The sequence below is a fragment of the Micromonospora sp. NBRC 110038 genome (genome assembly GCF_020884815.1).
Lineage (GTDB): Bacteria > Actinomycetota > Actinomycetes > Mycobacteriales > Micromonosporaceae > Micromonospora > Micromonospora haikouensis.
Genome location: NZ_BBOL01000001.1, coordinates 832,767 through 856,309, shown reverse-complemented (window position 1 = coordinate 856,309; position 23,543 = coordinate 832,767). Strand labels below are relative to the sequence as shown.

The following is a 23,543-nucleotide window of genomic DNA, read 5'->3' as shown; positions in this document are numbered from 1 at the left end:
CACACTGGCCGCGTGTCCGCTATCGGTACCCTGACCCGCCGCCTCGGCCATCACCGCTGGTTCGGCGCCACGATCCGGCTGCTCGTCCCCGTCGACCGGGCGGTCGGCCGGCTCACCCGGGGGCGGGTGGTCGCGCTGGGCCTGGTCCCCTCGCTGGTCATCACCACCACCGGCCGCCGCTCGGGCCTGCCGCGCAGCAACCCCCTGCTGTACGTGCCGGACGGCGACGCCTTCGTGGTGGTCGGCTCCAACTGGGGGCAGCAGCACCAGCCCGCCTGGGCGCTGAACCTGCTCGCCGACCCGACCGCCGAGGTCGACGTGCGGGGGCGACGACTGGCGGTGCGGGCCGAGGTGGCCACCGGCGCGGAACGCGACCGGCTCTGGAGGCTGCTGACCACCGAGTGGCCAGCGTACGAGACGTACGTCGAGCGGGCCGGCGGGCGGGAGATCCGGGTCTTCCGCCTGGTGCCCCGCTGACCGGGCCGGCACCGGGCGCGGCGGACCGGGCGGTCCCGCCGCCGGTTGACTAGGGTGGAGCCGCGTGGAGCCTTACCAGGACGACCCCCGGTGGTCGGTGGCGGAGCGGGTCGCCGCGGCGGCCCGGCGGCGCTTCCCGGCCGACGTCCTGGCCGTGGCGGTGCACGGCCCGCTGGCCCACGGCGACGACGACGGCGGCGGGGACAGCGAGGTCGGGCTGCTGATCGCCACCTACCGGCCCGGCACGGGGCCGCGACCGGCGACCCGTCGGGTGGACGGGGTGCTGGTCGACCTGACCGTCACGGCCGCCGACGACCACCTGGAGCGGGCCCGGTCGATCACGGCGCTGTGGCCGCTGGTCGCCGACCGGTACGTCACCACCCGGGCGCTGCACGACCCGACCGGATGGTTGCCGGCCCTGCGCGACGAGCACCTGGCCACGCTCGCCCGGGCCCGGCCGGCGGAGTTCACCGGCGCCGCCCGGCAGGCGTGGTACAGGGGCTGCGCCGCGCACGCCCGGGCCGCCCGGCTCGCCGGGTGGTACGAGACGGACCAGGCACTGCTGATGCTCGGCGAGGCCCGGCTCGCGGCGGCCACGGTCAACGGGCTGCTCGGCCGCACCTACTTCCGGGACCCGGGCGACGCGGTGCGCCGCACCGGCCTGGCCGGGGCGGACATGACCGAGGTCGGCGCGGTGCTGGCCCGGCAGGCCGAGGAGCTGGCCGCCCGGGGCCGCCCCGTGGACGGCACCGTCGACGACCTCCTCGCCGGCTGACCGGCGCGCCTGCCTACAGGCCGCCCTGGATGCCGATGAGCGTGCCGACCAGGTACGTCGCGGCGGCCGCCGCCGCGCCGAGGAGGAGCTGCCGCAGGCCGCTGCTCCACCAGGCGCGGTTGGTGAACCGGGCCACGATCGCCCCGGCCGCGAAGAGCCCGACCCCGCCGACGGCCAGCGCGAGCCACAGGCTGGTGGCGCCGAGCAGGTAGGTCAGCAGCGGGATCAGCGCGCCGACCGAGAAGAACAGGAACGACGAGATCGCCGCCGCCCACGGGCTGGGCTGGTCGTCCGGGTCGACGCCCAGCTCCTCCCGGACGTGCACCCGCAGCGCCTCCTCCGGGTTGGCCCGCACCGCCTCGGCGACCTGCGTGGCGAGGTCGCGGGACAGCCCCCGGGCCACCCACGCGTCGGCCAGCTCGCGGGCCTCCGCCTCCGGGTGCCGCTCCAGCTCGCGGCGTTCCTTGGCGACCTCGGCGGCGACCTGCTCGTTGGCCGACCGGACGCTCGTGTACTCGCCGAGGCCCATCGAGATCGCGCCGGCGACGAGGCCGGCGACGCCGGTGAGCACGATGCTGTGCGGCGACACCCCGCCGCCGCCGACGCCCGCGATCAGGGCGATGTTGGTGACCAGGCCGTCCATCGCGCCGAACACGGCCGGCCGCAGCCAGCCGCCGGACACGTCCGCGTGGTGCGCCTCGCGCAGCGCCGCCGGGGTGTCGCTCACGGCAGGGTCAGGATCTCGTGGCCGTCCTCGGTGACGAGGATCGTGTGCTCGAACTGGGCGGTCCACTTCCGGTCCTTCGTGACGACCGTCCAGCCGTCGTCCCACATGTCGTACTGGTGGGTGCCGAGGGTGATCATCGGCTCGATGGTGAACGTCATGCCCGGTTCCATCACGTCGGTCGGTCGGGGGCTGTCGTAGTGCGGCACGTAGAGGCCGCTGTGGAAGGCCTCCCCGATGCCGTGGCCGGTGAAGTCGCGGACCACCCCGTAGCCGAACCGCTTGGCGTACGACTCGATGACCCGGCCGATCACGTTGATCTGCCGGCCCGGGGCGACCGCCTTGATCCCCCGCATCATCGCCTCGTGGGTCCGCTCGACCAGCAGCCGGGCCTCCTCGTCGACCTCGCCGACGCAGAAGGTGGCGTCGGTGTCGCCGTGCACCCCGCCGATGTACGCGGTCACGTCGACGTTGACGATGTCGCCGTCGCACAGCACGGTGGAGTCGGGGATGCCGTGGCAGATCACCTCGTTGAGGCTGGTGCAGCAGGACTTCGGGAAGCCCTTGTAGCCCAGCGTCGACGGGTAGGCCCCGTGGTCGCAGAGGAACTCGTGCACCACGCGGTCGATCTCGTCGGTGGTCACCCCCGGCTTGCAGTGCTCGCCGGCGAGCTGCGTGGCCTGGGCGGCGAGCCGGCCGGCGACCCGCATCCGCTCGATGGTCTCCGGGGTCTGCACGTGAGAGCCGGTCCACTGCCGGGGCTGCTTCTTGCCCACGTACTCCGGTCGGACGATGTGGGGCGGCACCGGTCGCGTCGGGGTGAGCGTGCCGGGGGTCAGCGGCGCACGGACGGTCATGGCGCAAGCCTATCGCCGGCCGGGCGGCGGGCGGCGCGGCCGGGTGCCCGGCGGTGGCGGCGGCCCGACCCGTGGCCTCGGCCGACCGGTTGTTGCCGAGCCACCTCCGCTGTGCCATCGTGTTCTGCGTGGATCAAGGGGGTGCCGCTCCCGTCTTCTCCGCCCGCACGGAGACCGACGGCGACCACGTCCGCGTGGTGGTCGTCGGCGAGGTGGACATGGCCACCGCCGACACGATGCTCCAGGCCGCGCTACGCGAGCCGGCCGGTCGGGTGACCCTCGACCTGCGGGAGGTCACGTTCTTCGACTCGGCGGCGATCCACGCCGTGGTCCGGCTCGCCCAGCGCTTCCCGGACGCGCTCACCGTGCTGCCGTCGCGGCAGGTCCGCCGGGTGCTGGAGATCTCCGGCCTGGCCGGTCAGGACTGGGTCGCCCCCGCCTGAACCCCGTCCGGCGAGCTGAGCCCCGGCGAGCCGCGCCCCGGCCCGGCCAGCACGGCCGAGGCCCGCCGGGCGCGCTCAGTTCCGCAGCCGCCGGCGCAGCGTCACCTGCGTCCCCTCGGCGGTACGGCTGACCGTCAGGTCGCCGAGGGCCCTGATCAGCGCCAGTCCGCGCCCGCGGAAACCCGCGCCGGTCGACTCCCGCCACTGCCCGCTGTCCCGGACCGTCGCCACCACCGTGCCGTCGGTGATGGTCACCTCCACGCCGATGGTCGGCTCGGCCGGGCAGACCGGGTGCTCGATGGCGTTCGCGGCGGCCTCGGAGACCGCGACGGTGAGGTCGAACAGGTCGTTCTCGCCGACCCGGTGGGCGGTGAGGAAGTCCTCCAGCCGCCGACGCAGCACGCTCAGCCGGGTCGGGTCGGCGGGCAGCCGCAGCGCGAACCGGTTCGGTTCGGTCGCCTCCAGCGCGAGCACCGCCACGTCGTCGCGCAGCGGACGCGCGGCGACCCGCTCCACGACCGCGTCGACCAGGTCGGCGACGTGCTCGCCGCCGGCCGCGTCGGCGCGCAGTTGCGCGAGGGCCGCGTCGAGGCCGAGCTGCCGGTCCTCGATCAGCCCGTCGGTGTAGAGCAGCAGCCGGGCCCCGGGGGCCAGCGCGTCGTCCACGGTCCGGTACGACGCGCCGGGGATCGCGCCGACCGGCGGCCCGAGCGCGCGGTCGTGCAGGAACGCCACGTCGTCTCCTCGGATCAGCAGGGGGGACGGGTGCCCGGCGCTGGCGTAGCGGAGCCGGCCGGTGCGGGGCGAGAACCAGAGGCAGACCACGGTCGCGAACGACGGCTGCTCCGCCGAGCCCACCAGCCGGTTGAGCCGGGTCAGCGACTCGCCGGGGTCGTAGCCCTCCAGCACGTACGCCCGAAGCGCGTTGCGGAGCTGGCCCATCGAGGCGGCGGCCCGCACGCCCTTGCCGACGACGTCGCCGATGACCAGGACAAGCTCGTCGTCGTCGAGCCGGATCACGTCGTACCAGTCGCCGCCGACCTCGACGTCGGCGCTGCCGGGCAGGTAGCGGCTGGCCACCACCGCGCCGGGCAGCCGGGGCAGCGACCGGGGCAGCAGGCTGTGCTGGAGGGTGGTGGCGACGCGGTGCTCGGCCTCGTAGAGCTGGGCGTTCTCCAGCCGCACGCCGACCAGCCGGGCGAGCTGGGTCAGCGCGGCGTGGCCGGGGTCGGCGGCGTCCTCGGCGTGGCCCCAGACCCGCAGCTCGCCCAGCGTCTCCCCGGCGCTGCCGGTCAGCGGCAGCACGACGGACGGTTCGACGGCGGCCGTCCCGCCGCCGTCGGCCTCGTAGCGGGCCCCGCTGGAGGTGACCACCACCCGGGCGGCCTCGGCGAGGCCGAGCGCGTGCCGGGCGGCCACCTGGAGCACCTCGGCGGTGGTGCGGGCGGTGTTCACCGCGACGGCGGCGTCGGCCAGGGCCCGCAGCCGCCGGATGATCTGCCCCCGGAGCTGGCCCAGCTCGACGTTGGCCCGGACCCGGGCGATCAGCTCCTCGCCGGAGAAGGGTTTGGTCAGGTAGTCGTCCGCGCCGACGGCGAGGCCGGCGACGGCCTCCGCCGAACCGGCCCGGGCCGACAGCAGCACGATGGGCACGTGCCGGGTACGCGGGTCGGCGCGCAGCGCGGTCACCAGGCCGAAGCCGTCGAGCCGGGGCATCATCACATCGGTGAGCACCAGGTCGAAGGGTGCCTCCACGGCCCGGCGCAGCGCCTCGACGCCGTCCGGCACGGCCACCACCTCCCACGACGGGCGCAGCAGCCGGGTGACGTGTTCGCGCAGGTCGGCGTTGTCGTCGGCGAGCAGGATGCGGCCCGCCGCGGCCCGCTCGCCGCCGGTCGACCCGGCCGCCTCCCCGGCTCCGGGCCGACCCGGCGCGCCGGTCCACAGCGCGGTCTCGGCCGCGAAGAGCCGGGCCTGCCCCAGCTCCGGCGGCGCGGCCGGCGCGTCGGCCGCGACCCGGTCGGCGGGCAGGTGGGCGGAGCCGAACGGCACGGTCACGGTGAACGTGCTGCCCCGGTCGGCGACGCTGGTGGCCTCGGCCCGGCCGCCGTGCATCTCCACCAGCTCGCGGACCAGCGCCAGCCCGATCCCGGTGCCCTCGTGGGTGCGGGAACGGACGCCGGGCACCCGGTGGAACCGCTCGAAGACGTGCGGCAACTCTTCGGGCGCGATGCCGACGCCCGTGTCGGCGACCTCCAGCCGGGCCGCGCCGTCCACCGCCCGGACGCGGACCCGCACCTCGCCGTCGAAGGTGAACTTCACCGCGTTGGCGACGAGGTTGAGCACGATCTTCTCCCACATGTCCCGGTCGACGTACACCGGCGCGGGCAGCGGCGGGCAGTCGACGACCAGTCGCAGGCCGGCGCGTTCGGTGGCCGAGCGGAAGGTGCTGGCCAGCCGGGCGGTGTAGTCGGCGAGGTCGGTGGGCTGGTAGTGGGCGGCCAGCCGGCCGGACTCCAGGCGGGAGAAGTCGAGCACGGTATTGACCAGCTTGAGCAGGCGCAGCGCGTTGCGGTGCATCATGGTGAGCCGGTCGAGGTGGGGATCGGGCAGCGTCGGGTCGGCGAGCAGTTCCTCCAGCGGGCCCAGCACGAGGGTCAGCGGGGTGCGGAACTCGTGGCTGACGTTGGCGAAGAAGTTCGTCTTGGCGCGGTCGAGCGCGGCCAGTTCGGCGGCCCGGTCCCGCTCCTGCTCGTAGGCCCGCTGCCGGCCGACGGCGCGGGAGAGCTGGGCGGCGATCAGGTCGAAGAAGGTGCGGTACTCGTCGGTGAACGGCAGCCGGGCGGAGACGCCCACGACGAGCGCCCCCACCGGCTCGTGGGTCGCGGTGACCGGCAGCACCAGCGCCTGCGCGGCGGCGCCGGCGTCGAGATGCGGCAGCAGGTCGGCCACGTCGATGGTGGTGGCGGACCCGCCGTCGGCGACCCGGCTCACCGTCGCGGTGGCCGCCTCGCCGAGCGGCAGCGGCGCGACCGCCCCGTCGGCGTCGTCGGCGCCGCCGCGCCCGGCGGGGGCGGGCAGCCCGGTGCCGCTGCGCCCGGCGAGGGTGAGCTGCCCGGCGTCGTCGCGCAGGTAGAGCAGGGCGAACGGCACGTCCGCCCGGTGCCGGTCGAGCACCCCGGCGGCGGCCCGGCCCAGGGCCGCGACGTTCTCCGCCTCGGCCAGGTCGGAGCCCAGCTCGGCCAGGGCGCGCAGCCGGCGCTCGCCGAGCACCCGCCCGGTGGTCTCGTTCACGAGGCAGAGGACGCCGTCGATGCCGCCGTCGGCGGCGCGGATCGGGTCGTACGAGATGTCGAAGTAGACGTCCTCCAGGAAGCCGTGCCGGTGCAGCACGAAGGGGTGGTTCTCGCCCCGGTACGGCTCGCCGGTCTTGTGCACCGAGTCCAGCAGGGGCCCGAGCACGTCCCAGGTCTCCCGCCAGTGCTCGTTGGCGGGCTGGCCGATGGCGTGGGGATGCTTGTCGCCGATGGTGGGCAGGTAGGCGTCGTTGTAGAAGGCGCGGTGCTCGGGGCCCCAGAACATGACGATCTGCGCCCGGGAGGAGAGCATCATGGCGACCGCGTGGCACAGCGCCGGCGGCCAGCCGGACGGGGCGCCGAGCGGGCTGGCCGCCCAGTCGAAGCGGAGCAGGCGTTCGCCCATCTCGCCGCCGGCGGCGCACGCGGCCGTGAGCAGCGGCGGGAACGTCTCCGCGACGGTCCCGACGGACGGATGCTGCCCGTCCTCGCCCCCCTGGGCCGAGCTCATGCATCCTCCCGCGCCGGCCGTCACCCCCGGCGACCGCATGATCGCCGCCGCCGTGCCCCGCCTTGTACCCAGACGGACCAGCAACGTAACGCATCCCCGCCGTGATGCGCTGGTTACCCGCGTCTCATCCGCACGGGACGCCGCCGGGGGTCAGAAGACCGACAGGCCGTCGATGCTCGCGGCGTTCTTCGTGGCCCGGTAGGTCACCAGGTCCTCGGCGGTGCGGCGGGAGTGCGCGCGGATCAGCAGGTCCCGGTCGCCCTCGTACCGCATCAGGGGGACGGCGTACCCGCAGGAGTCGCTGACCCGGTCGACGTCGACGGTGATCACCGCGCGGGCGGAGTGCAGGTCCGGCGGGTCGGGGAAGTCGGCGAGCCGCTCGGCGAAGCCGGCGTCCTCCACCGTCACCGCCGTGCCCCGGCCGTGCAGCCGGACGATGTTCGGCGGCCCGGCGAAGGCGCAGAACATCAGCGTGATGCGGCCGTTCTGCCGCAGGTGGGCGATCGTCTCCGCGCCGCTGCCGTGGAAGTCGATCCACGCCACCTGGTGCGGGCCGAGGATGACGAAGGTGCCGCGCATGCCCTTCGGCGAGACGTTGACGTGCCCGTCGGCCCCGGAGGGCGCGGTGGCGACGAAGAAGACCGGCTGCTCCTCGATGAACTCGCGCAGCCGCCCGTCGATGGCCTCGTGAACCTTCATGTCGCCATCCTGGCACCGCCTACCGAAAAGTGGGACAGCACTTCCCGCATGACGGGACGGCGGGGCCGGGACGCGTGCCGGCCCCGCCGCGCCTCACAGCGGGGTGACGTACGCGCCGGTGATCCCGCCGTCGACCACGAACTGCGCCGCCGTCATGAACGAGGAGTCGTCGCTGGCCAGGAACGCCACCGCCGCGGCGATCTCCTCCGGCTGGCCGAACCGGCCCATCGGCACGTGCACGAGGCGGCGGGCGGCCCGCTCCGGGTCGGCGGCGAACAGCTCCATCAGCAGCGGGGTGGCGATCGGCCCGGGGCACAGCGCGTTGACCCGGATGCCCTCCCGGGCGAACTGCACGCCCAACTCCCGGGTCATCGCCAGCACCCCACCCTTGCTCGCCGTGTACGCGATCTGCGAGGTGGCCGCCCCCATCAGCGCCACGAACGACGCCGTGTTGATGATCGAGCCCTTGCCCTGCCGGCGCATGTGCGGGATGGCGTACTTGCAGCACAGGTAGACGCTCGTCGTGTTGACCCGCAGCACCCGCTCCCAGGCGTCGAGCCCGGTCTCCAGGATCGAGTCGTCGTCGGGCGGGGAGATGCCCGCGTTGTTGAACGCCACGTCCACCCGGCCGTGCCGCTGCGCCACCCCGTCGAACAGCTCCCGCACGGCCGCCTCGTCGGCCACGTCGCAGGCGACGAACTCGCCGCCCACCTCCTGCGCGGCCCGCTCGCCCGCCGCCGCGTCGACGTCGACGCAGACCACCCGCGCCCCCTCGGCGGCGAACCGCCGCGCCGTGGCCAGCCCGATCCCGCTGCCCGCACCGGTCACCACCGCGACCCGGTCCTGAAGCCGTCCCTGCATCTCACTCCTCCGTGCTGATGAACACGTTCTTGACGTCGGTGAAGGCGTGCAGCGCGTCCGGGCCCAGCTCGCGGCCCAGCCCGGAACGCTTCATCCCGCCGAACGGGGTCCAGTACCGCACGGAGGAGTGCGAGTTGACGCTGAGGTTGCCCGCCTCGACCGCCCGCGCCATCCGCAGGGCCCGGCCCACGTCCCGGGTCCAGATCGAGCCGGACAGGCCGTACTCGGTGTCGTTGGCCAGCCGGACCGCGTCCGCCTCGTCGTCGAAGGGGAGCACCGACACGACCGGGCCGAAGATCTCCTCCCGCCAGTGCCGGTCGGCCGGGGAGTCGGCGAGCAGCACCGTCGGGGCGTACCAGAAGCCGGGGCCGTCGGGGCGGGAGCCGGTGAACGCCACCCGCGCCCCGTCGACGTACCCGGCGACCCGGTCCCGCTGGGCGGCGGAGATCAGCGGGCCCATCTCGGCCGTCTCCCGCGCCGGGTCCTCCACCCGCAGCGCCCGCACGGCCGGCTCCAGCAGCTCCAGGAACCGGTCGTACGCGGGGCGCTGCACCAGGATCCGCGAGCGGGCGCAGCAGTCCTGGCCGGCGTTGTCGAAGACGGCGTACGGCGCGGTGGCCGCCGCCCGCTCCAGGTCGGCGTCGGCGAAGACGACGTTCGCGCTCTTGCCGCCCAGTTCCAGGGTCACCCGCTTCACCTGGGCGGCGCAGCCGGCCATGATCCGGGTGCCTACCTCGGTGGACCCGGTGAAGCAGACCTTGCGTACGGCCGGATGGGTGACGAACCGCTCGCCGACCACGTCGCCTCGGCCCGGCAGCACGGTGAACACGTCCTCGGGCAGGCCGGCCTCGCGGCCCAGCTCGGCCAGGCGCAGCGCGGTCAGCGGGGTCAGCTCGGCCGGCTTGAGCACCACCGTGTTGCCGGCGGCGAGCGCCGGGGCGAACCCCCAGGCGGCGATGGGCATCGGGAAGTTCCACGGCACGATCACCCCGACCACGCCCAGCGGCTCGTGGAAGGTGACGTCCAGCCCGCCGGGCACGGGGATCTGCCGCCCGGTCAGCCGCTCCGGCGCGCCCGCGTAGTAGTCGAGGACGTCGCGGACGTTGCCGGCCTCCCAGCGGGCGTTGCCGATGGTGTGCCCGGAGTTGCGCACCTCCAGCAGCGCCAGCTCCTCCAGGTGCGCGTCGACCAGGGCGGCGAACCGCCGCAGCAGGCGCGCCCGCTCCCCCGGCGGCATCCCCCGCCAGCGCGGAAACGCGGCGGCGGCCCGCGCGATGGCGGCATCGACCTCGCGCTCCCCCGCAGCGACGACCTCCCCCAGCACCGTTGCGCTGGCGGGATCGACCACCCGCGTCACGTCCCCCACCCTGCCCCCTCCCTCTCCAGCTCCTGCGATCTTGCAGTTTCGGCCCCCGCAAATGCCGCCAAGCTCCCATACCAGGGGCCCCAACTGCAAGATCGCGGGAGGGAGAGCGGGCGGGGGTCAGAGGCGCTCGAAGCCGCGTTGGAGTTCCCAGTCCGTCACCGCGGCGTCGAAGGCGCGCAGCTCCACGCGCGCCATGTTGGCGTAGTGGGCGTGGACCTCGTCGCCGAAGACCGCGCGGGCGATCGTCGAGGACTCCCACAGGCCCAGCGCGTCGCGCAGGGTGCCGGGGACCCGCTCCGCGGCCGGATCGTCGTACGCGTTGCCGGTGCACTCCTCGCCCAGCTCCAGCTCCCGCTCGATGCCGTGCACCGCCCCCGCCACCAGGGCGGCGATCGCCAGGTACGGGTTGACGTCCGCCCCCGGCACCCGGTTCTCCACCCGCATCCCCTGGCCGTGGCCGACCAGCCGCAGCGCGCAGGTGCGGTTGTCGGTGCCCCAGCGCAGCGCCGTCGGGGCGAACGACCCCGGCTGGTAGCGCTTGTAGGAGTTGACGTTCGGGGCGAACAGCAGGCTGAACTCGCGCATCGTGTCGAGCAGCCCGGCCAGCACCCGCTGCCCGGTGACGCTCAGGTGCGCGGGCCCGTCGCCGAGCATCGCCGAGCGCCCGTCGGCGTCGCGCAGCGAGAAGTGGATGTGGCAGGAGTTGCCCTCCCGCGCGTTCGGCTTGGCCATGAAGGTGATCGACATGCCCTCCTGGGCGGCGATCTCCTTCGCCCCGTTCTTGTAGATCACGTGGTGGTCGGCGCAGGCCACCGCCTCGTCGTAGCGGAAGGCGATCTCGTGCTGGCCGAGGTTGCACTCGCCCTTCGCGCTCTCCGGGGTCAGGCCCGCGCCGGCCATCTCGGTGCGGATGCGCCGCAGCAGCGGCTCCACCCGGGAGGTGCCGAGCAGAGAATAGTCGATGTTGTACTGGTTTGCCGGGGTCAGCTCGCGGTAGCCGCGCCGCCAGGCGTCCTCGTACGAGTCGCGGTAGAGGACGAACTCCAGCTCCGTGCCCGCGTACGCGGTCAGGCCGTGCGCGGCGAGCCGGTCGAGCTGACGGCGCAGGATCTGCCGGGGCGAGGCGTCCACCGGGCCCGACCCGTCCAGCCACGCCAGGTCGGCCAGGAGCATCGCCGTCCCCGGCTGCCACGGCACCCGGCGCAGCGTCTCCAGGTCGGGCACCATGGCGAAGTCGCCGTACCCGCGCTCCCAGCTCGACATCGCGTAGCCGTCGACGGTGTTCATGTCGACGTCGACGGCGAGCAGGTAGTTGCACCCCTCGCTGCCGTTCTCCACCACCTGGTCGAGGAAGAACGGCGCGTGGAACCGCTTTCCCTGCAACCGGCCCTGCATGTCGACCAGGGCCAGCACCACGGTGTCGAGCTTGCCGGCGGCGACCGCCGCCCGTAACTCTTCGAGGGACAGCGGTGCTCTGCTCATGCGCGGGCCTCCATCACCAAGGTCTACTGCCTGACCGGATCACCGTCAATGCCCGCGCCGGAGCCGTCGGCAAACCCCTCGACCGTACGGCGGGGGCCGGTGAACCACTTGCGCGCCGAGGCGTACCACCAGACGGCGACGACGAGCAGCACCCCGCCCACGGCGAGCGGCGCGTAGTTGACCGCCGACCAGCTGAAGTCGGCGTGGCCGGGCACCCCGGCGGGCACGATCGGCAGCACGAAGTAGACCGAGATGATCGCGATCTCGACCACCGCGACCCAGCCGAGCACCTTGTAGCGGCGGCCGAGCGTCCACGGGCCGGGGGTGAACCGGTCGCCCATCCGCAGCCGCAGCACGATCGGGATGACGAAGGAGAGGTAGAGCCCGATCACCGCGACCGAGACCACCGCGTAGAAGGCCACCGGGATGCCCGACGGGCTCTCGTAGAGCGCCGGCAGGGTGAGCACCAGCCCGGCCACGGTCGCGCCGACGATCGCGTTGACCGGGGTGCCGTTGCGGTCCACCTTCGACCAGAGCCGCCAGCCCGGCACCGCCCGGTCCCGGCTGAACGCGTACGCCATCCGCGACATCGACGTCACACAGCTCATGCCGCAGAAGAACTGCCCGATGGTGGAGACGATGATGACGGTCTTGAAGAAGAACGGGGTGAGCGCCGTTTCGAAGATCGCGCCGGAGAAGCCGCCGGCCGCGTTGATCGCGTCCACGTCGGTGGCGGCGAACAGGAACGCGAGCAGCAGGATCCAGCCGCCCACCGCCGAATAGAAGATCGACCGCCACAGCCCCTGCGCGGCGGCCTTCGACGCGCCCCGGGTCTCCTCCGACACGTGCGCGCAGGCGTCGAAGCCGGTGATCGTGTACTGGGTGAGCAGGAAGCCCAGCGGCAGCACGTAGAACCAGAAGGTCCACCCACCGGTGCCGCCGTCACCGAAGCCGGAGTTGTCGAACCGCTCGGTGAAGACGAACTGGAAGCTCTGGTGCTCCTCCGGGACGAACACCAGGATGGCGACCACCGCCGCCGCGCCGGCCACGTGCCACCACACCGAGACGTTCTGGAGTACGTCGATGATCCGGTGCCCGAAGATGTTGATCAGCCCGTGCAGCGCCAGGATGATCACGAACAGCACGAACGCCTGCCGCAGCGTCCCCGCCCAGCCGTCGAACAGCGCCGACAGGGTGAGATTGAGGAACGTGGCGCAGCCGTAGTCGACCGACGCGGTGACCGCCACCAGGCCGATCAGGTTGAGCCAGCCGGTGAACCAGCCGTGCACCGGCCGGCCCATCTTCGCCGCCCACCAGTAGATGCCGCCCGCCGTCGGGTACGCCGACACCAGCTCGGCCAGGCAGAAGCCGATGACCAGGATGAACAGCGAGATCAGCGGCCAGCCCCAGGAGATGGCGACCGGCCCGCCGTTGTTCCACGCCTGGCCGAACGTGGTGAAGCAGCCGGCCAGGATCGAGATGATCGAGAACGAGATCGCGAAGTTGGAGAAGCCGCTCCACTTGCGGCGCAACTCCTGCTGGTAACCGAGTTCGGCGAGCCGGCGGGCGTCGTCGTCCATCGGCTGTTCGGCGGTCGGCGCGGGCGTCGTGGCCACTGCACACCTCCTGGCGAGGATTGCCGGAAACGCGTGCGCCCGAGTCTCGTCCCGCCGATCACGATGGTCAATACGCCACGGCCTGCCGCCCGGGGCGTGCCGCCGCCGGGCGCGGGACGCCGGCCAACCGGCGCAGCCCCGCCGGCTGCACGTAGATCGAGCGGCGGGCCACGGCGTCGCCCCGCGCGTCCACCTCGTAGCCGTCCAGCCACAGCCACCCGTGGTAGGTGTGCCAGTCCTCGTGGACGCGGATCACCCGGAAGAAGATCGGCCGGACGAACTGCACACTGGCGGCCCGCGTGACGTGCAGCAGGTCCCCGCAGGCCGGCTTCCTCGACGTCGTCTCAGCCATCGCCGCCCCGCTGCTCGCCCCGCGCCGGCAGGACCATGTCGAGCCACCCGAGGTGCCGCGCCTCCAGCTCCGGGTCGAACGGCAGGCCGCGCCGCCTGCGCTCCTCGACCCCGAGCCGATACCAGTCACCCATGTACGCCACGAGCAGGTCCCCCATGCCGGCGAACTCGACGAGGCTCGCCACCTGCCGCTCGAAGCACGGCCACGGCCTGCCGCAGGTGAAGCAGGGACCGCCCGCGTACCTCGGTGGGTGCTGGCCCGTCACCGCCCCCGCACCTCCGGCCCCGGGCGGACCGGCGGGGAGTCGCGGATCGCCTGCACCCGGACCATGACGACGCGCTCCCGGCCCGGCGTGCCGTCGGGGCGCAGCTCCAGCCCCTCCAGCCGCACCCACCGCGACGCCAGGAAGTTCGCGTACCGGGGCACGTAGGTGACCTTCAGCCGCAGCACCACCTGCCCGATGCAGTAGTCACACGGCTGAAGCGTCAACACGTCACCCACCATGACCAGCGGATTCACTGTGGACACCCCGAGTGCCGCCCGCCACGATGCCTGCGCATGCGCCCTCCCTGACTCGAAGACCGGGCGGGCAACACCCTGCACACCGGCCCGCCGGGTGACAGTCTGCTGATCGCGGAACTACGCTGAGAAGCCATCGCGCCTGGTCCCGGTGCACGTCTGGAATCACCTCGCCGCGCTCGGCAGCCCTCGACGACGCCCGGCAGGACCGGGCGACGCCTGGCGATCACGACGAAGATCTGGAGAAGGCATGGAAGCGAACAGACCGCCGATCTGATACGCACGCAACTCCGTCGCATCCGGACAGCCGCCGGCCTCAACCAGAAGGAACTCGGCCGACGTGCGAACTACTCCGCCTCGACGATCTCGGCCGTGGAGACCGGCACCCGGCCGCTCGACAAGGCGTACGTCAAGCGAATGGACGAGGTGCTCGACACGGGCGGCCTGTTCGAGTCCCTGCTGCGAATGGCCGAACGGGACGGCCAGCCCTCGTGGTTCCGCCCCTGGCTGGAGGCCGAGCGCAACGCCACGCAGCTCCGATACTTCAACCCCACGCTCGTCCCCGGCTTGCTCCAGACCGAGAACTACGCCCGCGCCGTGCTGCGCTTCGACGACACCAAGCCCGAGGCGGAAGTCGAGCGGCAGGTCGCGGCCCGCCTGGAGCGACAGGAGATCCTGGTACGCGAACACCCGCCCCAAGTGATTGCCGTGATCGACGAGGCAGCCCTACGCCGCACCGACGCCATCATGGCCGAACAACTCGCCCACCTGCTGCGAATGGCCGACCTCCCCCACGTCCACATCCACGTCATCCCCGCCGATGCTGGCTTGCATGTCGGGCTGTCCGGTCCGCTCGCGTTGGCAAGATTGGCAGACGGTAGCTGGGTGGGACATATCGACAATCAGCTTGGCGGCTCAGTGGTCAACGGGGACGAAGGAGTGGCTACCCTTCTGACAAGGTGGGAGGGCGTTCGGGGACTCGCCCTTCCGCGCAACCTCTCGGGTGCCCTGGTGAAGGAAGTAGAGAGCCAACATGGACCTCAGTAGCGCAAACTGGAAGAAGTCCACCCGAAGCAACACCGCTGGCGGCGAATGCGTTGAGGTGGCCGACAACCTGACCGGTGTGGTCGCCGTCCGCGACAGCAAGGACCCGTCGGGTCCAGTGCTCGCCTTCTCCCCGCAAACCTGGCGCGCGTTCGTCGAGCACACCAAGCACCCCTAGCCTCGCCCTGGCCCGCGCGCGAGGCCGCCCGCTGACAGCGCAGCCTCGCGTGCGCCGCCGAACGGTCGCAGCCAGGAGGCGATCTTGTGGTGCAAAGTGAAGGAAAACGAGGTAGTTGATCTTTAGCGCCCCAGGTCAGCAAGCCTGCTCCCCGCGCACGCGGGGGTGATCCCAACAGCGACGCGTCGGTGTCCGGTGGGATGGCCTGCTCCCCGCGCACGCGGGGGTGATCCCGCCACCCCGGAGGAGTTGGCGGCGGCGGCGGCGCTGCTCCCCGCGCACGCGGGGGTGATCCCTGGCCCTGGGCGTCGTAGACGGTGATGCCCAGCTGCTCCCCGCGCACGCGGGGGTGATCCCGACCGGCCGGCTGGGCAGGGCTGCATTTGGCCCCGCTCCGCGCGCAGGCGGTGGTGATTCGAGCGCCACGGCAGCCGCGCACCGCTCCACCGGCTACTCCCTGCGCCGCCGAGGTAATCCGCAAGAGTCCATGTCATCTAGCACCCACGCAGGAACAACTGGCTAGACCAGCCAGGCGGGCCGCTGGAAGATTAACCCCCGCGTGCGCGGGGAGCAGGTGTCCGTCGCCAACGGCGTGAGGGAAGTGACCGGATCACCCCCGCGTGCGCGGGGAGCAGCACTGGGCGGTTGCCACCATGGCGCCGCGTCCGGGATCACCCCCGCGTGCGCGGGGAGCAGTCCACCGCCCGGTTCAGCGCGTGGTAGCTGCGGGGATCACCCCCGCGTGCGCGGGGAGCAGTTCTTCGCGGCCTGGGCGGCCTTGCCGGTGCCGGGATCACCCCCGCGTGCGCGGGGAGCAGTGGCCCCGGTGGGCCGGGCGGCGGGCCGCCGCGGGATCACCCCCGCGTGCGCGGGGAGCAGGCTTCCTGACCTGGGGCGCTAAAGATCAACTACCTCGTTTTCCTTCACTTTGCACCACAAGATCGCCTCCTGCGAGAGTCGACTTCTGAGGCAAGTAGAGCGAAGACAGCCTAACGGGCATGTCGATGTCTGGGAGAAGCACAGCACCCGCCCTCAGACAGTAGGCAGCAGGATCGCCGCCACCAGAGACGGATCGCGTCGCTGCCGACAAGCGAGGTCCACATAGATCTTGGAAGATTTGGGCCCTCAGAGGGGCCACCTTCTTCCAAGATCTCGCAGTTCCGGCGTCGGACGGCATCCCGAAGCCGCCCTTGGGCGGGGCAAGCTCGCAAGATCGTGCTCGATCCACGAAAGTGTGGCTTCCCACCGGCAGTATGGGGACTCTTTCCCTGATCGAGCACGATCTTGCTCCCCGGCTGCCAAGCCCGCCGCCAGAGAGTGCTCGTACGGACCGCAAGCACGTCAGGGGTTCGCCGGGGCCCGCCCGCGCAGGGATCAAGCCTGACCGCCCGGAGCGGGCGGGCCCCGGCGAACCCCCACCACGACGCACCGCAACGAACACACCCCACCACGACGCACCGCAACGAGCTCGCCCCACCCCCGTACCCAAGTAATCGCCTTGCCCCGAGCGGGCCGTCACGCGCATCCTTGAGCCTGTGACCAGGCCCGATCCGGACGGGCCCCACCGGGCGCTCGGCAACGCCCGGCCGCGGCGGCGCGGGGCGTTCACCTCTCTCTCACACGCGGCGCACCGCCCCGCGCCGCCGCACCGGCCACACCCGACGTTCACGCGAGGATCAGGCCACCCACCCAGAGCGCGGCGATCACCAGCCCGGCGAGAAACTCCACCAGCATCGACAGGCCGGCGGCCTTGAGCGCGTGCACCGTCGACGGCCAGGCGAGCTGGTTGCTGCCCAGCCGCAGCCGCTCGGCTCCCCAGATCCCGCCGACGAAGCCGACGACCAGGCCGACGACCGGGATCACGAAGAAGCCGACCAGCCCCAGCACCCCGCCGGCCAGCAGCGACGACGTCGGCACGCCGGCATTCTTCAGGTTGCGGCCCGGCCACAGGTACTTGACGACGGCACCGCCGACGGCGACGACCGTGGCGGCGGCCAGCACCAGCCAGCGGCCCGCCCCGGCGGTGCCGAAGATCGCCCAGACCAGCACCCCGCCCCAGCACAGCGGCAGGGCGGGCAGGCCCGGCACGATCACCCCGGCGAGCCCGGCCAGGATGGCCAGCGCGGCCACGATCGACACCACCGCCTGCGAATCGGTGAGACTCACGGTGCCCCCTCCGCATCGTCGCGCAGCCGAGCGGTGATCTCGGCCGCCGGCACGGGCGGGCCGAACCAGCGCCCCTGCCCGGTGTCGCAGCGCAGCGACCGCAGCCGTTCCGCCTGCGCCTCCGTCTCCACCGCCTCGGCGGTCACCCACAGCTCCAGCGCGTGCGCCAGCCGCACCAGCGCGTCCACGATCCGCTCGTCGCGGTGGTCGGTGGAAGCAGCGGAGACGGAGGCGGCAGCGTCCGTGGCCAGGCCCGCGTCGCCGGGCCGGATGCCCTCCACGAACGGCCCCGCCAGCTTGAGGCAGTGGATGGGCATCCGCCGCAGGTACGCAAGGTTCGAGTATCCCGTGCCGAAGTCGTCGATCGCCAGCCGTACGCCCAGGTCGGCGAGCTGGTGCAGCGCGCGCAGCGGCTCACCGGCGGTGCCCATCACGGCGCTCTCGGTCAGTTCGAGCTGGAGCAGCGCGGCCGGGAGGCCCGTGCGGCCCAGCGCGCCCGCCACCGTCTCGACGATGGCCGGGTCGTTGGCCTGCCGGGCGGCCAGGTTGACGCTGACCACCAGCTTCGCCTCGGGGAACGCGCGACGCCACGCCTCGGCGTCGCGGCACGCCTGCCCGAGCACCCACTCGCCGAGGCGGACGATCAGCCCGGTCTCCTCGGCCAGCCCGATGAACTGGTCCGGCCCGACCAGGCCCAGCTCCGGGTGTTGCCAGCGGACCAGCGCCTCCACGGCCACCATCGACGAGTCGAGCAGCGACACGATCGGCTGGTAGTGGACCACGAACTCGCCCCGGTCCAGCGCGGCGGGCAGGCCGGCGACCAGCGCGGAGCGGGCGATGTCGCGGGCGCTGCGCTCGGGGTCGTAGACGGCCCACCGGCCCCGGCCCTCGGCCTTCGCCCAGTAGAGGGTGGTGTCGGCGGCCTTCATCAGCTCCGACGCGCTGGTCTCACCGGCCGGGCACTCGACGATGCCGATGCTGGCGGAGACGGCCAGCTGCTGGTCGCCGACGTGCACGGGGGCGGAGACCGCGGCGAGGGCCATCTCGGCGACGCCCACCGCGTCGTCGATGTCCTCGCCGCCGTCGACGAGGATGACGAACTCGTCGCCGCCCATCCGGGCGACGAGGTGCCCGTGCCCGGAGACGCACTCGGCCAGCCGCCGGGCGATCACCACCAGCAGCCGGTCGCCGAGGTCGTGCCCGAGGCTGTCGTTGACCGCCTTGAAGCCGTCGAGGTCGAGGAAGCAGACCCCGATCCGGTGGTCGGGGCCCGCGTCGGCGAGGACCTGGCCGAGGGTCTCGAAGAACAGCGTACGGTTGGGCAGGCCGGTCAGCGGGTCGTGCAGCGCCTGGAAGCGCAGCCGCTGTTGCAGCTCGTACCGCTCGGTGATGTCCTCGATCATCGCCACGGTGAAGCGCGGCCGGCCGTCGTCGTGCCGGATCAGCGAGACGGCCAGGTCCGTCCAGACGATGCTGCCGTCCTTGCGGTAGTAGCGCTTCTCCACCCGGGCCGCGTCGTGCTTGCCCTCGATGAGCGCCTGGTAGAGCTCCCACATGCCGGCGGCGTCGTCGGGGTGGAACAACGACGCCACGTTCGTGCGGCGCAGCTCGCCGACGCTGTAGCCCAGCATGTCGGCGAACGCCTGGTTCACCTCGATGATCTGCCCGTCGACCCCGGCGATGCCGATGCCGATGGCCGCCCCGACGAAGACGGCCCGGAACCGCGCCTCGCTGTCGCGCAGCGCCTGCTCGACGAGGTCCCGGGCCTGCCAGGCGCTGCGGGCGATGCGTTCCTGCTGGGTGAAGGTGCGGTCGCGCAGCGCCCGGGCGAACCCGGCGGCGAGCCCACCCTGGAGGGCGGCGACCCGCTGGGCCGTGCCGGGGCGGCCCGCCCGGTCGGGCAGCACCTGGGCGACGAACCGGTCCCCGAGCGCCGCGACCGACCAGTCGAGCAGGCCCGGCTCGGCCAGGTGCGCCTCGACCAGCGCCCGGCCGACGCTCTCGGCCGGCCGGGCGGTGAACGCCTCGGCCAGCAGCGCCCCGGCCAGTTGCTCCGTGTGGTCGAGGAGCAGCCGCTCGGCCTCGGCCGCGCTGAGCGGCACGAAGCCGAGCCGGCGGGCCGCGCGGGCCCACGCGGCGGCGTACGACTGGGCGCCGGCCCGGCTGAAGCCCCCGCCGCCGGTTGCCGGCAGGGCGGTGGCGTCACCGCCGGTTGCCGGCCCGGCTGTCGCGTCGCCTCCGGGCTCCGGCAGGGCTGTGGCGTCACCGCCGGGTTCCGGCACGGCTGTCACGACGGCCTAGCCGGCGGGCTGGTCGTACCGGGCGACGCCGCCGAACGCGCCGAACCGCTCGGGGTGTGCGTCCACGTCGGACGGCGAGTCGGGACGCCAGAGCGGCATGTGCACCACGCCCGGCTCCAGGATCGTCCAGTCGCCGAAGAAGCCGGTGATCTCGGCGCGGGAGCGCAGCGTGATCTCGGTGGCGGTGCGCGCCGAGAGCCGCTGGGCGTCCAGCATCTCCTGCGGCTGGTCCTCGAACGTGGAGTGCGAGACGACCAGGAAGCTGCCCGGGGCGGCTGCCGCCCGCAGGGTGGCGAGGAGGTCGGCGGGACGGTCGGCGTCCGGTACGAAGTGGACCACCCCGGCGAGCAGGATGCCGACCGGGCGGTCGAGGTCGAGCAGGCCCATGGCCCGGCTCGCGGCGAGGATCGCCTCGGGCTGCCGCAGGTCGGCGTGGATCACCCCGGTCAGGTCGTTGCCGGCCAGCAGCTCCCGGCTGTGCGCCACCGCCACCGGGTCGATGTCGACGTAGACCACCCGGGCCTTCGGGTTCGCCGCCTGCGCCACCTCGTGGACGTTGCCGACGGTGGGAATTCCCGAGCCGATGTCGAGGAACTGGTCGATGCCGGCGTCCAGCAGCGCCCGGACCGCCCGGCGCAGGAACTCCCGGCCCGCCCGCATGGTCGCGGCCAGGTTCGGCGTCATGCTCGCGATCTGCTCGGCCAACTGCCGGTCGATCTCGAAGTTGTGCGCGCCGCCGAGGAAGTAGTCGTAGACCCGGGCCGCGCTCGGTCGACTCAGGTCGATCTCGGTGGGAAGTCCGTCCGTCATCCTGTGTCGCTCCCGCCAGTGGTCGCCGCGCCACAGGCCGTGCCGGTCGTCGGACACGGCACGGGGACGCCGGGCACGCCGACCGGCAGACCCGCAGGTCTGTGGTGTTCCACACTCTAAGCCGCAGGTTCCACCATTCGCGAGGTCTGTTTCCCGACCGGGCCGTGGCCGGGCGGCCGGTCAGCCGGCTGACTCCAGCATCAGCGCGATGCCCTGCCCCACCCCGACGCACATCGTCGCCAGCGCCCGACGGGCGTCGCGGCGGCGCAGCTCCAGGGCGGCGGTCAGGGCCAGCCGGGCCCCGCTGGCCCCCAGCGGGTGGCCCAGGGCGATCGCCCCACCGTTGGGGTTGACGTGCTCGGCGTCCTCGGGCAGGCCCCACTCGCGCAGCACCGCCACCGACTGGGCGGCGAACGCCTCGTTCAGCTCGATCACATCGACGGCGTCGAGGCCGACGCCGAGCCGGTCGAGCAGCCTACGGGTCGCCGGCACCGGCCCGATCCCCATGATCCTTGGCGGCACGCCGGCCGCCGCCGCCCCGGTGACACGGGCCAGCGGGGTGAGACCGTACCGGGCCACCGCCGCCTCGCCGGCCACCAGCAACGCCACCGCGCCGTCGTTGACCCCGGAGGAGTTGCCGGCGGTCACCGTTCCGCCGTCGCGGAACGGGGTGGGCAGCGCGGCGAGCTTCGGAAGCGTCGTCTCCCGGGGGTGCTCGTCCACGTCGACCAGCTTCGTCTCGCGCCGGCCCGCCGGCACGGTCACCGGCACGATCTCCTCGGCGAACCGGCCGTCGGCCTGCGCCTTCGCGGCCCGCTGCTGCGACCGGTACGCGAACGCGTCCTGCGCGGCGCGGTCCACGCCGAATTCGGCGGCCACGTTCTCCGCCGTCTCCGGCATCGAGTCGATGCCCCAGCCCCGCTCCATCAGCGGGTTGACCAGCCGCCAGCCGATCGTGGTGTCGTACACCTCGGCGGCGCGGGAGAACGCGGCGGTGGCCTTCGGCATGACGAACGGCGCGCGGCTCATGCTCTCCACGCCGCCGGCCACGACCAGCTCCGCCTCGCCGGCCACGACCTGCCGGGCGGCGGTGGCCAGGGCGTCCAGGCCGGAGCCGCAGAGCCGGTTGACGGTGCTGCCGGGCACCTCGCCGGGCAGCCCGGCCAGCAGCGCCGCCATCCGGGCGACGTTGCGGTTGTCCTCGCCGGCCTGGTTGGCGCAGCCGAGGACCACGTCGTCGACGCGGGCCCAGTCCACCGACGGGTGGCGGGCCACCAGCTCCCGGATCACGTGCGCGGCGAGGTCGTCGGGGCGCACCCCGGCGAGCGCGCCGGCGTACCGGCCGATGGGGGTGCGGACACCGGCCACGAGATATGCCACGGTCATCGACGTAGTCCTTCGGGGTGGGAAGGCCGACACTCAACGGGCCCGCCGGGTCGCGGCGGGCGGCCCCAGGATATCCGCGCCGCGACCCTCCCCCGCCGCCCCGCCCGCCGCATCGACGGTTGACTGTGTAAGGAGCCTCACGCAGGGCGGTCCTTCCACCCGGCGAGCGGGTGGGCGTATCGTCGGCGGGCGATGACCAACGTCTGGGACCTCACCGTCCGCCTGTACGTCGACCTCCGACGGCAGGCCAGCGGCGTCTGTCCGGCGCGGCCCGTCTCCTCCTGACGCCCGCCCGACCGCCGTCTCTCCCCGCTTGGACGTTCCCATGGCTTCCGCCCTGCGCAAGTTTCCCTTCTCCCTCCAGATCCTGCTCGGCCTCGTGCTCGGCGTGGCGCTGGGCTTCGTCGCCCGCGCCAACGACCTGAGCTGGCTGGCCAGCACCCTCGACACCGTCGGCGGCCTCTTCGTCCAGCTGCTGAAGCTGGCCGTGCCGCCCCTGGTCTTCACCGCCATCGTGGTCAGCGTGGTCAGCCTGCGCGGCGTGGCCAACGCCGCCCGGCTGGCGCTGAAGACGCTGCTCTGGTTCGGCGCGACCGCGCTGATCGCGGTGAGCATCGGCATCGGCATCGGCCTGCTCACCGACCCCGGCCGGGGCGTCACCCTCGACGTGGGCGCCGCCGCCCCGCCGAAGACCACCGGCTCCTGGACCGACTTCCTCACCGGCATCGTCCCGACCAACCCGGTCGGCGCGTTCGTCGAGGGCAACGTGCTCCAGATCGTCTTCCTCGCCCTCGTGGTGGGCGCGGCGGCGCTGCTGGTCGGCGACGCCGCCGAGCCGTTCGTGGCGCTCAACCGGTCGCTGCTGAGCATCGTGCAGAAGGCGCTGTGGTGGGTGATCCGGCTCGCCCCGGTCGGCACCGTCGGCCTCATCGGCAACGCCGTCGCGTCGTACGGCTGGGACCTGCTGGCCCCGCTCGCGAAGTTCACCACCGCCGTGTACGTCGGCTGCGCGATCGTGCTGTTCGTGGTCTACCCGCTGCTGCTGCTCGCCGCCGGCCGCCTCAACCCGCTGCGCTTCTTCGCCGGGGCGTGGCCGGCCATCGAGCTGGCGTTCGTCTCCCGCTCCTCGGTCGGCACCATGCCGGTGACCCAGCGTTCCGTCGAGCGCCTCGGCGTCCCCCGCGAGTACGCCTCGTTCGCGGTGCCGTTCGGGGCGACCACGAAGATGGACGGCTGCGCCGCGATCTACCCGGCCCTCGCGGCGATCTTCGTCGCGCAGGTCTTCGGGGTGGACCTGGGCGTCGGCGACTACCTGCTCATCGCGTTCGTGTCGGTGGTCGGCTCGGCGGCCACCGCCGGCCTGACCGGCGCGATCGTGATGCTCACCCTGACTTTGAGCACGCTGGGCCTGCCGCTGGCCGGCGCCGGCCTGCTGCTGGCCATCGACCCGATCCTGGACATGATCCGCACCGCCACCAACGTGGCCGGCCAGGCCGTCGTGCCGACCATCGTGGCCGCCCGCGAGGGCACCCTCGACCGGGCCGCCTACGACTCGGCCGGTCGCCGCGACCTCACCGACCCCGAGCCGGGCGACGCCGGCCGAGGCGGCCCCGCCGACCCCGGGACGGGCGACGCCGGGCGACCCGCCCGCGCCGGGGAACCGGCTCCCGTCCCCGCCTGA

General features: G+C 73.4%; 21 protein-coding genes and 2 CRISPR repeat arrays. Of the genes, 6 read left to right on the top strand and 15 right to left on the bottom strand.

Features of this window, described 5'->3' with window-relative positions:
* Nucleotides 1-12: 12 nt before the first annotated feature.
* Together LPU61_RS03615 and LPU61_RS03610 are read left to right on the top strand one after the other, a co-directional pair.
* A complete protein-coding gene (locus tag LPU61_RS03615) occupies nt 13-477 on the top strand; it encodes a nitroreductase/quinone reductase family protein (RefSeq protein ID WP_043962405.1) in 465 nt (154 codons plus the stop codon).
* Nucleotides 478-541: 64 nt separating this feature from the next.
* Nucleotides 542-1,252 (top strand): nucleotidyltransferase domain-containing protein, encoded by a 711-nt coding sequence (locus LPU61_RS03610; protein ID WP_229404117.1) that lies wholly within the window; start codon nt 542-544, stop codon nt 1,250-1,252.
* Nucleotides 1,253-1,265: 13 nt separating this feature from the next.
* Here LPU61_RS03610 and LPU61_RS03605 read toward each other — a convergent pair whose 3' ends face one another.
* Together LPU61_RS03605 and map are read right to left on the bottom strand one after the other, a co-directional pair.
* Nucleotides 1,266-1,979, bottom strand: a complete 714-nt coding sequence (locus tag LPU61_RS03605; RefSeq protein ID WP_043962403.1) for a VIT1/CCC1 transporter family protein — start codon at nt 1,977-1,979, stop codon at nt 1,266-1,268.
* Nucleotides 1,976-2,833 (bottom strand): type I methionyl aminopeptidase, encoded by an 858-nt coding sequence (map, locus tag LPU61_RS03600; protein WP_043962402.1) that lies wholly within the window; start codon nt 2,831-2,833, stop codon nt 1,976-1,978. The genes LPU61_RS03605 and map overlap by 4 nt, the downstream gene beginning before the upstream one ends.
* Before the next feature lie 128 nt (nt 2,834-2,961).
* Between map and LPU61_RS03595 the strand changes: the two genes are divergently transcribed.
* On the top strand, nt 2,962-3,276 hold the full coding sequence (locus tag LPU61_RS03595; protein ID WP_229404115.1) for an STAS domain-containing protein: 315 nt from the start codon (nt 2,962-2,964) through the stop codon (nt 3,274-3,276).
* Between the two features lie 75 nt (nt 3,277-3,351).
* Here the strand turns inward: LPU61_RS03595 and LPU61_RS03590 are convergent, their stop codons facing one another.
* The 9 genes from LPU61_RS03590 to LPU61_RS03550 form a co-directional block, all read right to left on the bottom strand.
* Entirely contained in the window at nt 3,352-7,083 is a 3,732-nt protein-coding gene (locus tag LPU61_RS03590) for a SpoIIE family protein phosphatase (protein ID WP_229404113.1), read from the bottom strand.
* 150 nt (nt 7,084-7,233) lie between these two features.
* Complete coding sequence (locus tag LPU61_RS03585) at nt 7,234-7,782, bottom strand: pyridoxamine 5'-phosphate oxidase family protein (RefSeq protein WP_091277450.1); 549 nt, start codon at nt 7,780-7,782, stop codon at nt 7,234-7,236.
* Between the two features lie 93 nt (nt 7,783-7,875).
* Entirely contained in the window at nt 7,876-8,643 is a 768-nt protein-coding gene (locus tag LPU61_RS03580) for a 3-oxoacyl-ACP reductase (protein ID WP_043962399.1), read from the bottom strand.
* A 1-nt stretch (nt 8,644) separates the two neighbouring features.
* On the bottom strand, nt 8,645-9,991 hold the full coding sequence (locus tag LPU61_RS03575; protein ID WP_043962398.1) for an aldehyde dehydrogenase: 1,347 nt from the start codon (nt 9,989-9,991) through the stop codon (nt 8,645-8,647).
* A 135-nt stretch (nt 9,992-10,126) separates the two neighbouring features.
* A complete protein-coding gene (locus LPU61_RS03570; RefSeq protein WP_229404112.1) occupies nt 10,127-11,491 on the bottom strand; it encodes a glutamine synthetase family protein in 1,365 nt (454 codons plus the stop codon).
* Nucleotides 11,492-11,514: 23 nt separating this feature from the next.
* On the bottom strand, nt 11,515-13,107 hold the full coding sequence (locus LPU61_RS03565) for an amino acid permease (RefSeq protein WP_043962395.1): 1,593 nt from the start codon (nt 13,105-13,107) through the stop codon (nt 11,515-11,517).
* Between the two features lie 67 nt (nt 13,108-13,174).
* Nucleotides 13,175-13,459, bottom strand: coding sequence for a hypothetical protein (locus LPU61_RS03560; RefSeq protein WP_043962394.1), 285 nt, complete (start codon nt 13,457-13,459; stop codon nt 13,175-13,177).
* Entirely contained in the window at nt 13,452-13,724 is a 273-nt protein-coding gene (locus LPU61_RS03555) for a hypothetical protein (RefSeq protein ID WP_043962393.1), read from the bottom strand. Before LPU61_RS03555 ends, LPU61_RS03560 begins: the two co-directional genes overlap by 8 nt.
* Entirely contained in the window at nt 13,721-13,951 is a 231-nt protein-coding gene (locus tag LPU61_RS03550) for a hypothetical protein (RefSeq protein WP_144420198.1), read from the bottom strand. Before LPU61_RS03550 ends, LPU61_RS03555 begins: the two co-directional genes overlap by 4 nt.
* 264 nt (nt 13,952-14,215) lie before the next feature.
* On the opposite strand from LPU61_RS03550, the gene LPU61_RS03545 reads away from it, so the two are divergent.
* Nucleotides 14,216-15,025, top strand: coding sequence for a helix-turn-helix transcriptional regulator (locus LPU61_RS03545; RefSeq protein WP_229404558.1), 810 nt, complete (start codon nt 14,216-14,218; stop codon nt 15,023-15,025).
* The gene (locus LPU61_RS03540) at nt 15,012-15,200 is read left to right on the top strand and encodes a DUF397 domain-containing protein (protein ID WP_043962390.1); all 189 of its coding nucleotides are present in this window, start codon (nt 15,012-15,014) and stop codon (nt 15,198-15,200) included. Before LPU61_RS03545 ends, LPU61_RS03540 begins: the two co-directional genes overlap by 14 nt.
* 144 nt (nt 15,201-15,344) lie before the next feature.
* Nucleotides 15,345-15,618: a CRISPR direct-repeat array (repeat unit 29 nt; unit sequence CTGCTCCCCGCGCACGCGGGGGTGATCCC).
* 128 nt (nt 15,619-15,746) lie between these two features.
* A CRISPR array of direct repeats spans nt 15,747-16,079; the repeat unit is 28 nt; unit sequence GGATCACCCCCGCGTGCGCGGGGAGCAG.
* A gap of 786 nt (nt 16,080-16,865) precedes the next feature.
* Here the strand turns inward: LPU61_RS03540 and LPU61_RS03535 are convergent.
* From LPU61_RS03535 to pcaF, 4 genes are all read right to left on the bottom strand, one after another.
* A complete protein-coding gene (locus tag LPU61_RS03535; RefSeq protein WP_043962389.1) occupies nt 16,866-17,366 on the bottom strand; it encodes a DUF456 domain-containing protein in 501 nt (166 codons plus the stop codon).
* Nucleotides 17,363-19,558 (bottom strand): bifunctional diguanylate cyclase/phosphodiesterase, encoded by a 2,196-nt coding sequence (locus LPU61_RS03530; RefSeq protein ID WP_229404557.1) that lies wholly within the window; start codon nt 19,556-19,558, stop codon nt 17,363-17,365. Before LPU61_RS03530 ends, LPU61_RS03535 begins: the two co-directional genes overlap by 4 nt.
* Before the next feature lie 105 nt (nt 19,559-19,663).
* Nucleotides 19,664-20,476: an SAM-dependent methyltransferase gene (locus LPU61_RS03525; RefSeq protein WP_043964169.1), complete on the bottom strand. Its 813-nt coding sequence runs from the start codon at nt 20,474-20,476 to the stop codon at nt 19,664-19,666.
* A gap of 180 nt (nt 20,477-20,656) precedes the next feature.
* Nucleotides 20,657-21,862, bottom strand: coding sequence for a 3-oxoadipyl-CoA thiolase (gene pcaF, locus LPU61_RS03520; RefSeq protein ID WP_043962388.1), 1,206 nt, complete (start codon nt 21,860-21,862; stop codon nt 20,657-20,659).
* 337 nt (nt 21,863-22,199) lie between these two features.
* Between pcaF and LPU61_RS03515 the strand changes: the two genes are divergently transcribed.
* Nucleotides 22,200-23,543 (top strand): dicarboxylate/amino acid:cation symporter, encoded by a 1,344-nt coding sequence (locus LPU61_RS03515; protein ID WP_229404556.1) that lies wholly within the window; start codon nt 22,200-22,202, stop codon nt 23,541-23,543.

Bases quoted from the DNA above. Each gene is read 5' to 3' on its own strand.
- LPU61_RS03580 (WP_043962399.1), bottom strand. From the start codon at position 8,643: ATGCAGGGACGGCTTCAGGACCGGGTCGCGGTGGTGACCGGTGCGGGC.
- LPU61_RS03540 (WP_043962390.1), top strand. From the start codon at position 15,012: ATGGACCTCAGTAGCGCAAACTGGAAGAAGTCCACCCGAAGCAACACC.
- pcaF (WP_043962388.1), bottom strand. From the start codon at position 21,862: ATGACCGTGGCATATCTCGTGGCCGGTGTCCGCACCCCCATCGGCCGG.
- LPU61_RS03560 (WP_043962394.1), bottom strand. From the start codon at position 13,459: ATGGCTGAGACGACGTCGAGGAAGCCGGCCTGCGGGGACCTGCTGCAC.
- LPU61_RS03570 (WP_229404112.1), bottom strand. From the start codon at position 11,491: ATGAGCAGAGCACCGCTGTCCCTCGAAGAGTTACGGGCGGCGGTCGCC.
- LPU61_RS03585 (WP_091277450.1), bottom strand. From the start codon at position 7,782: ATGAAGGTTCACGAGGCCATCGACGGGCGGCTGCGCGAGTTCATCGAG.
- map (WP_043962402.1), bottom strand. From the start codon at position 2,833: ATGACCGTCCGTGCGCCGCTGACCCCCGGCACGCTCACCCCGACGCGA.
- LPU61_RS03525 (WP_043964169.1), bottom strand. From the start codon at position 20,476: ATGACGGACGGACTTCCCACCGAGATCGACCTGAGTCGACCGAGCGCG.
- LPU61_RS03590 (WP_229404113.1), bottom strand. From the start codon at position 7,083: ATGAGCTCGGCCCAGGGGGGCGAGGACGGGCAGCATCCGTCCGTCGGG.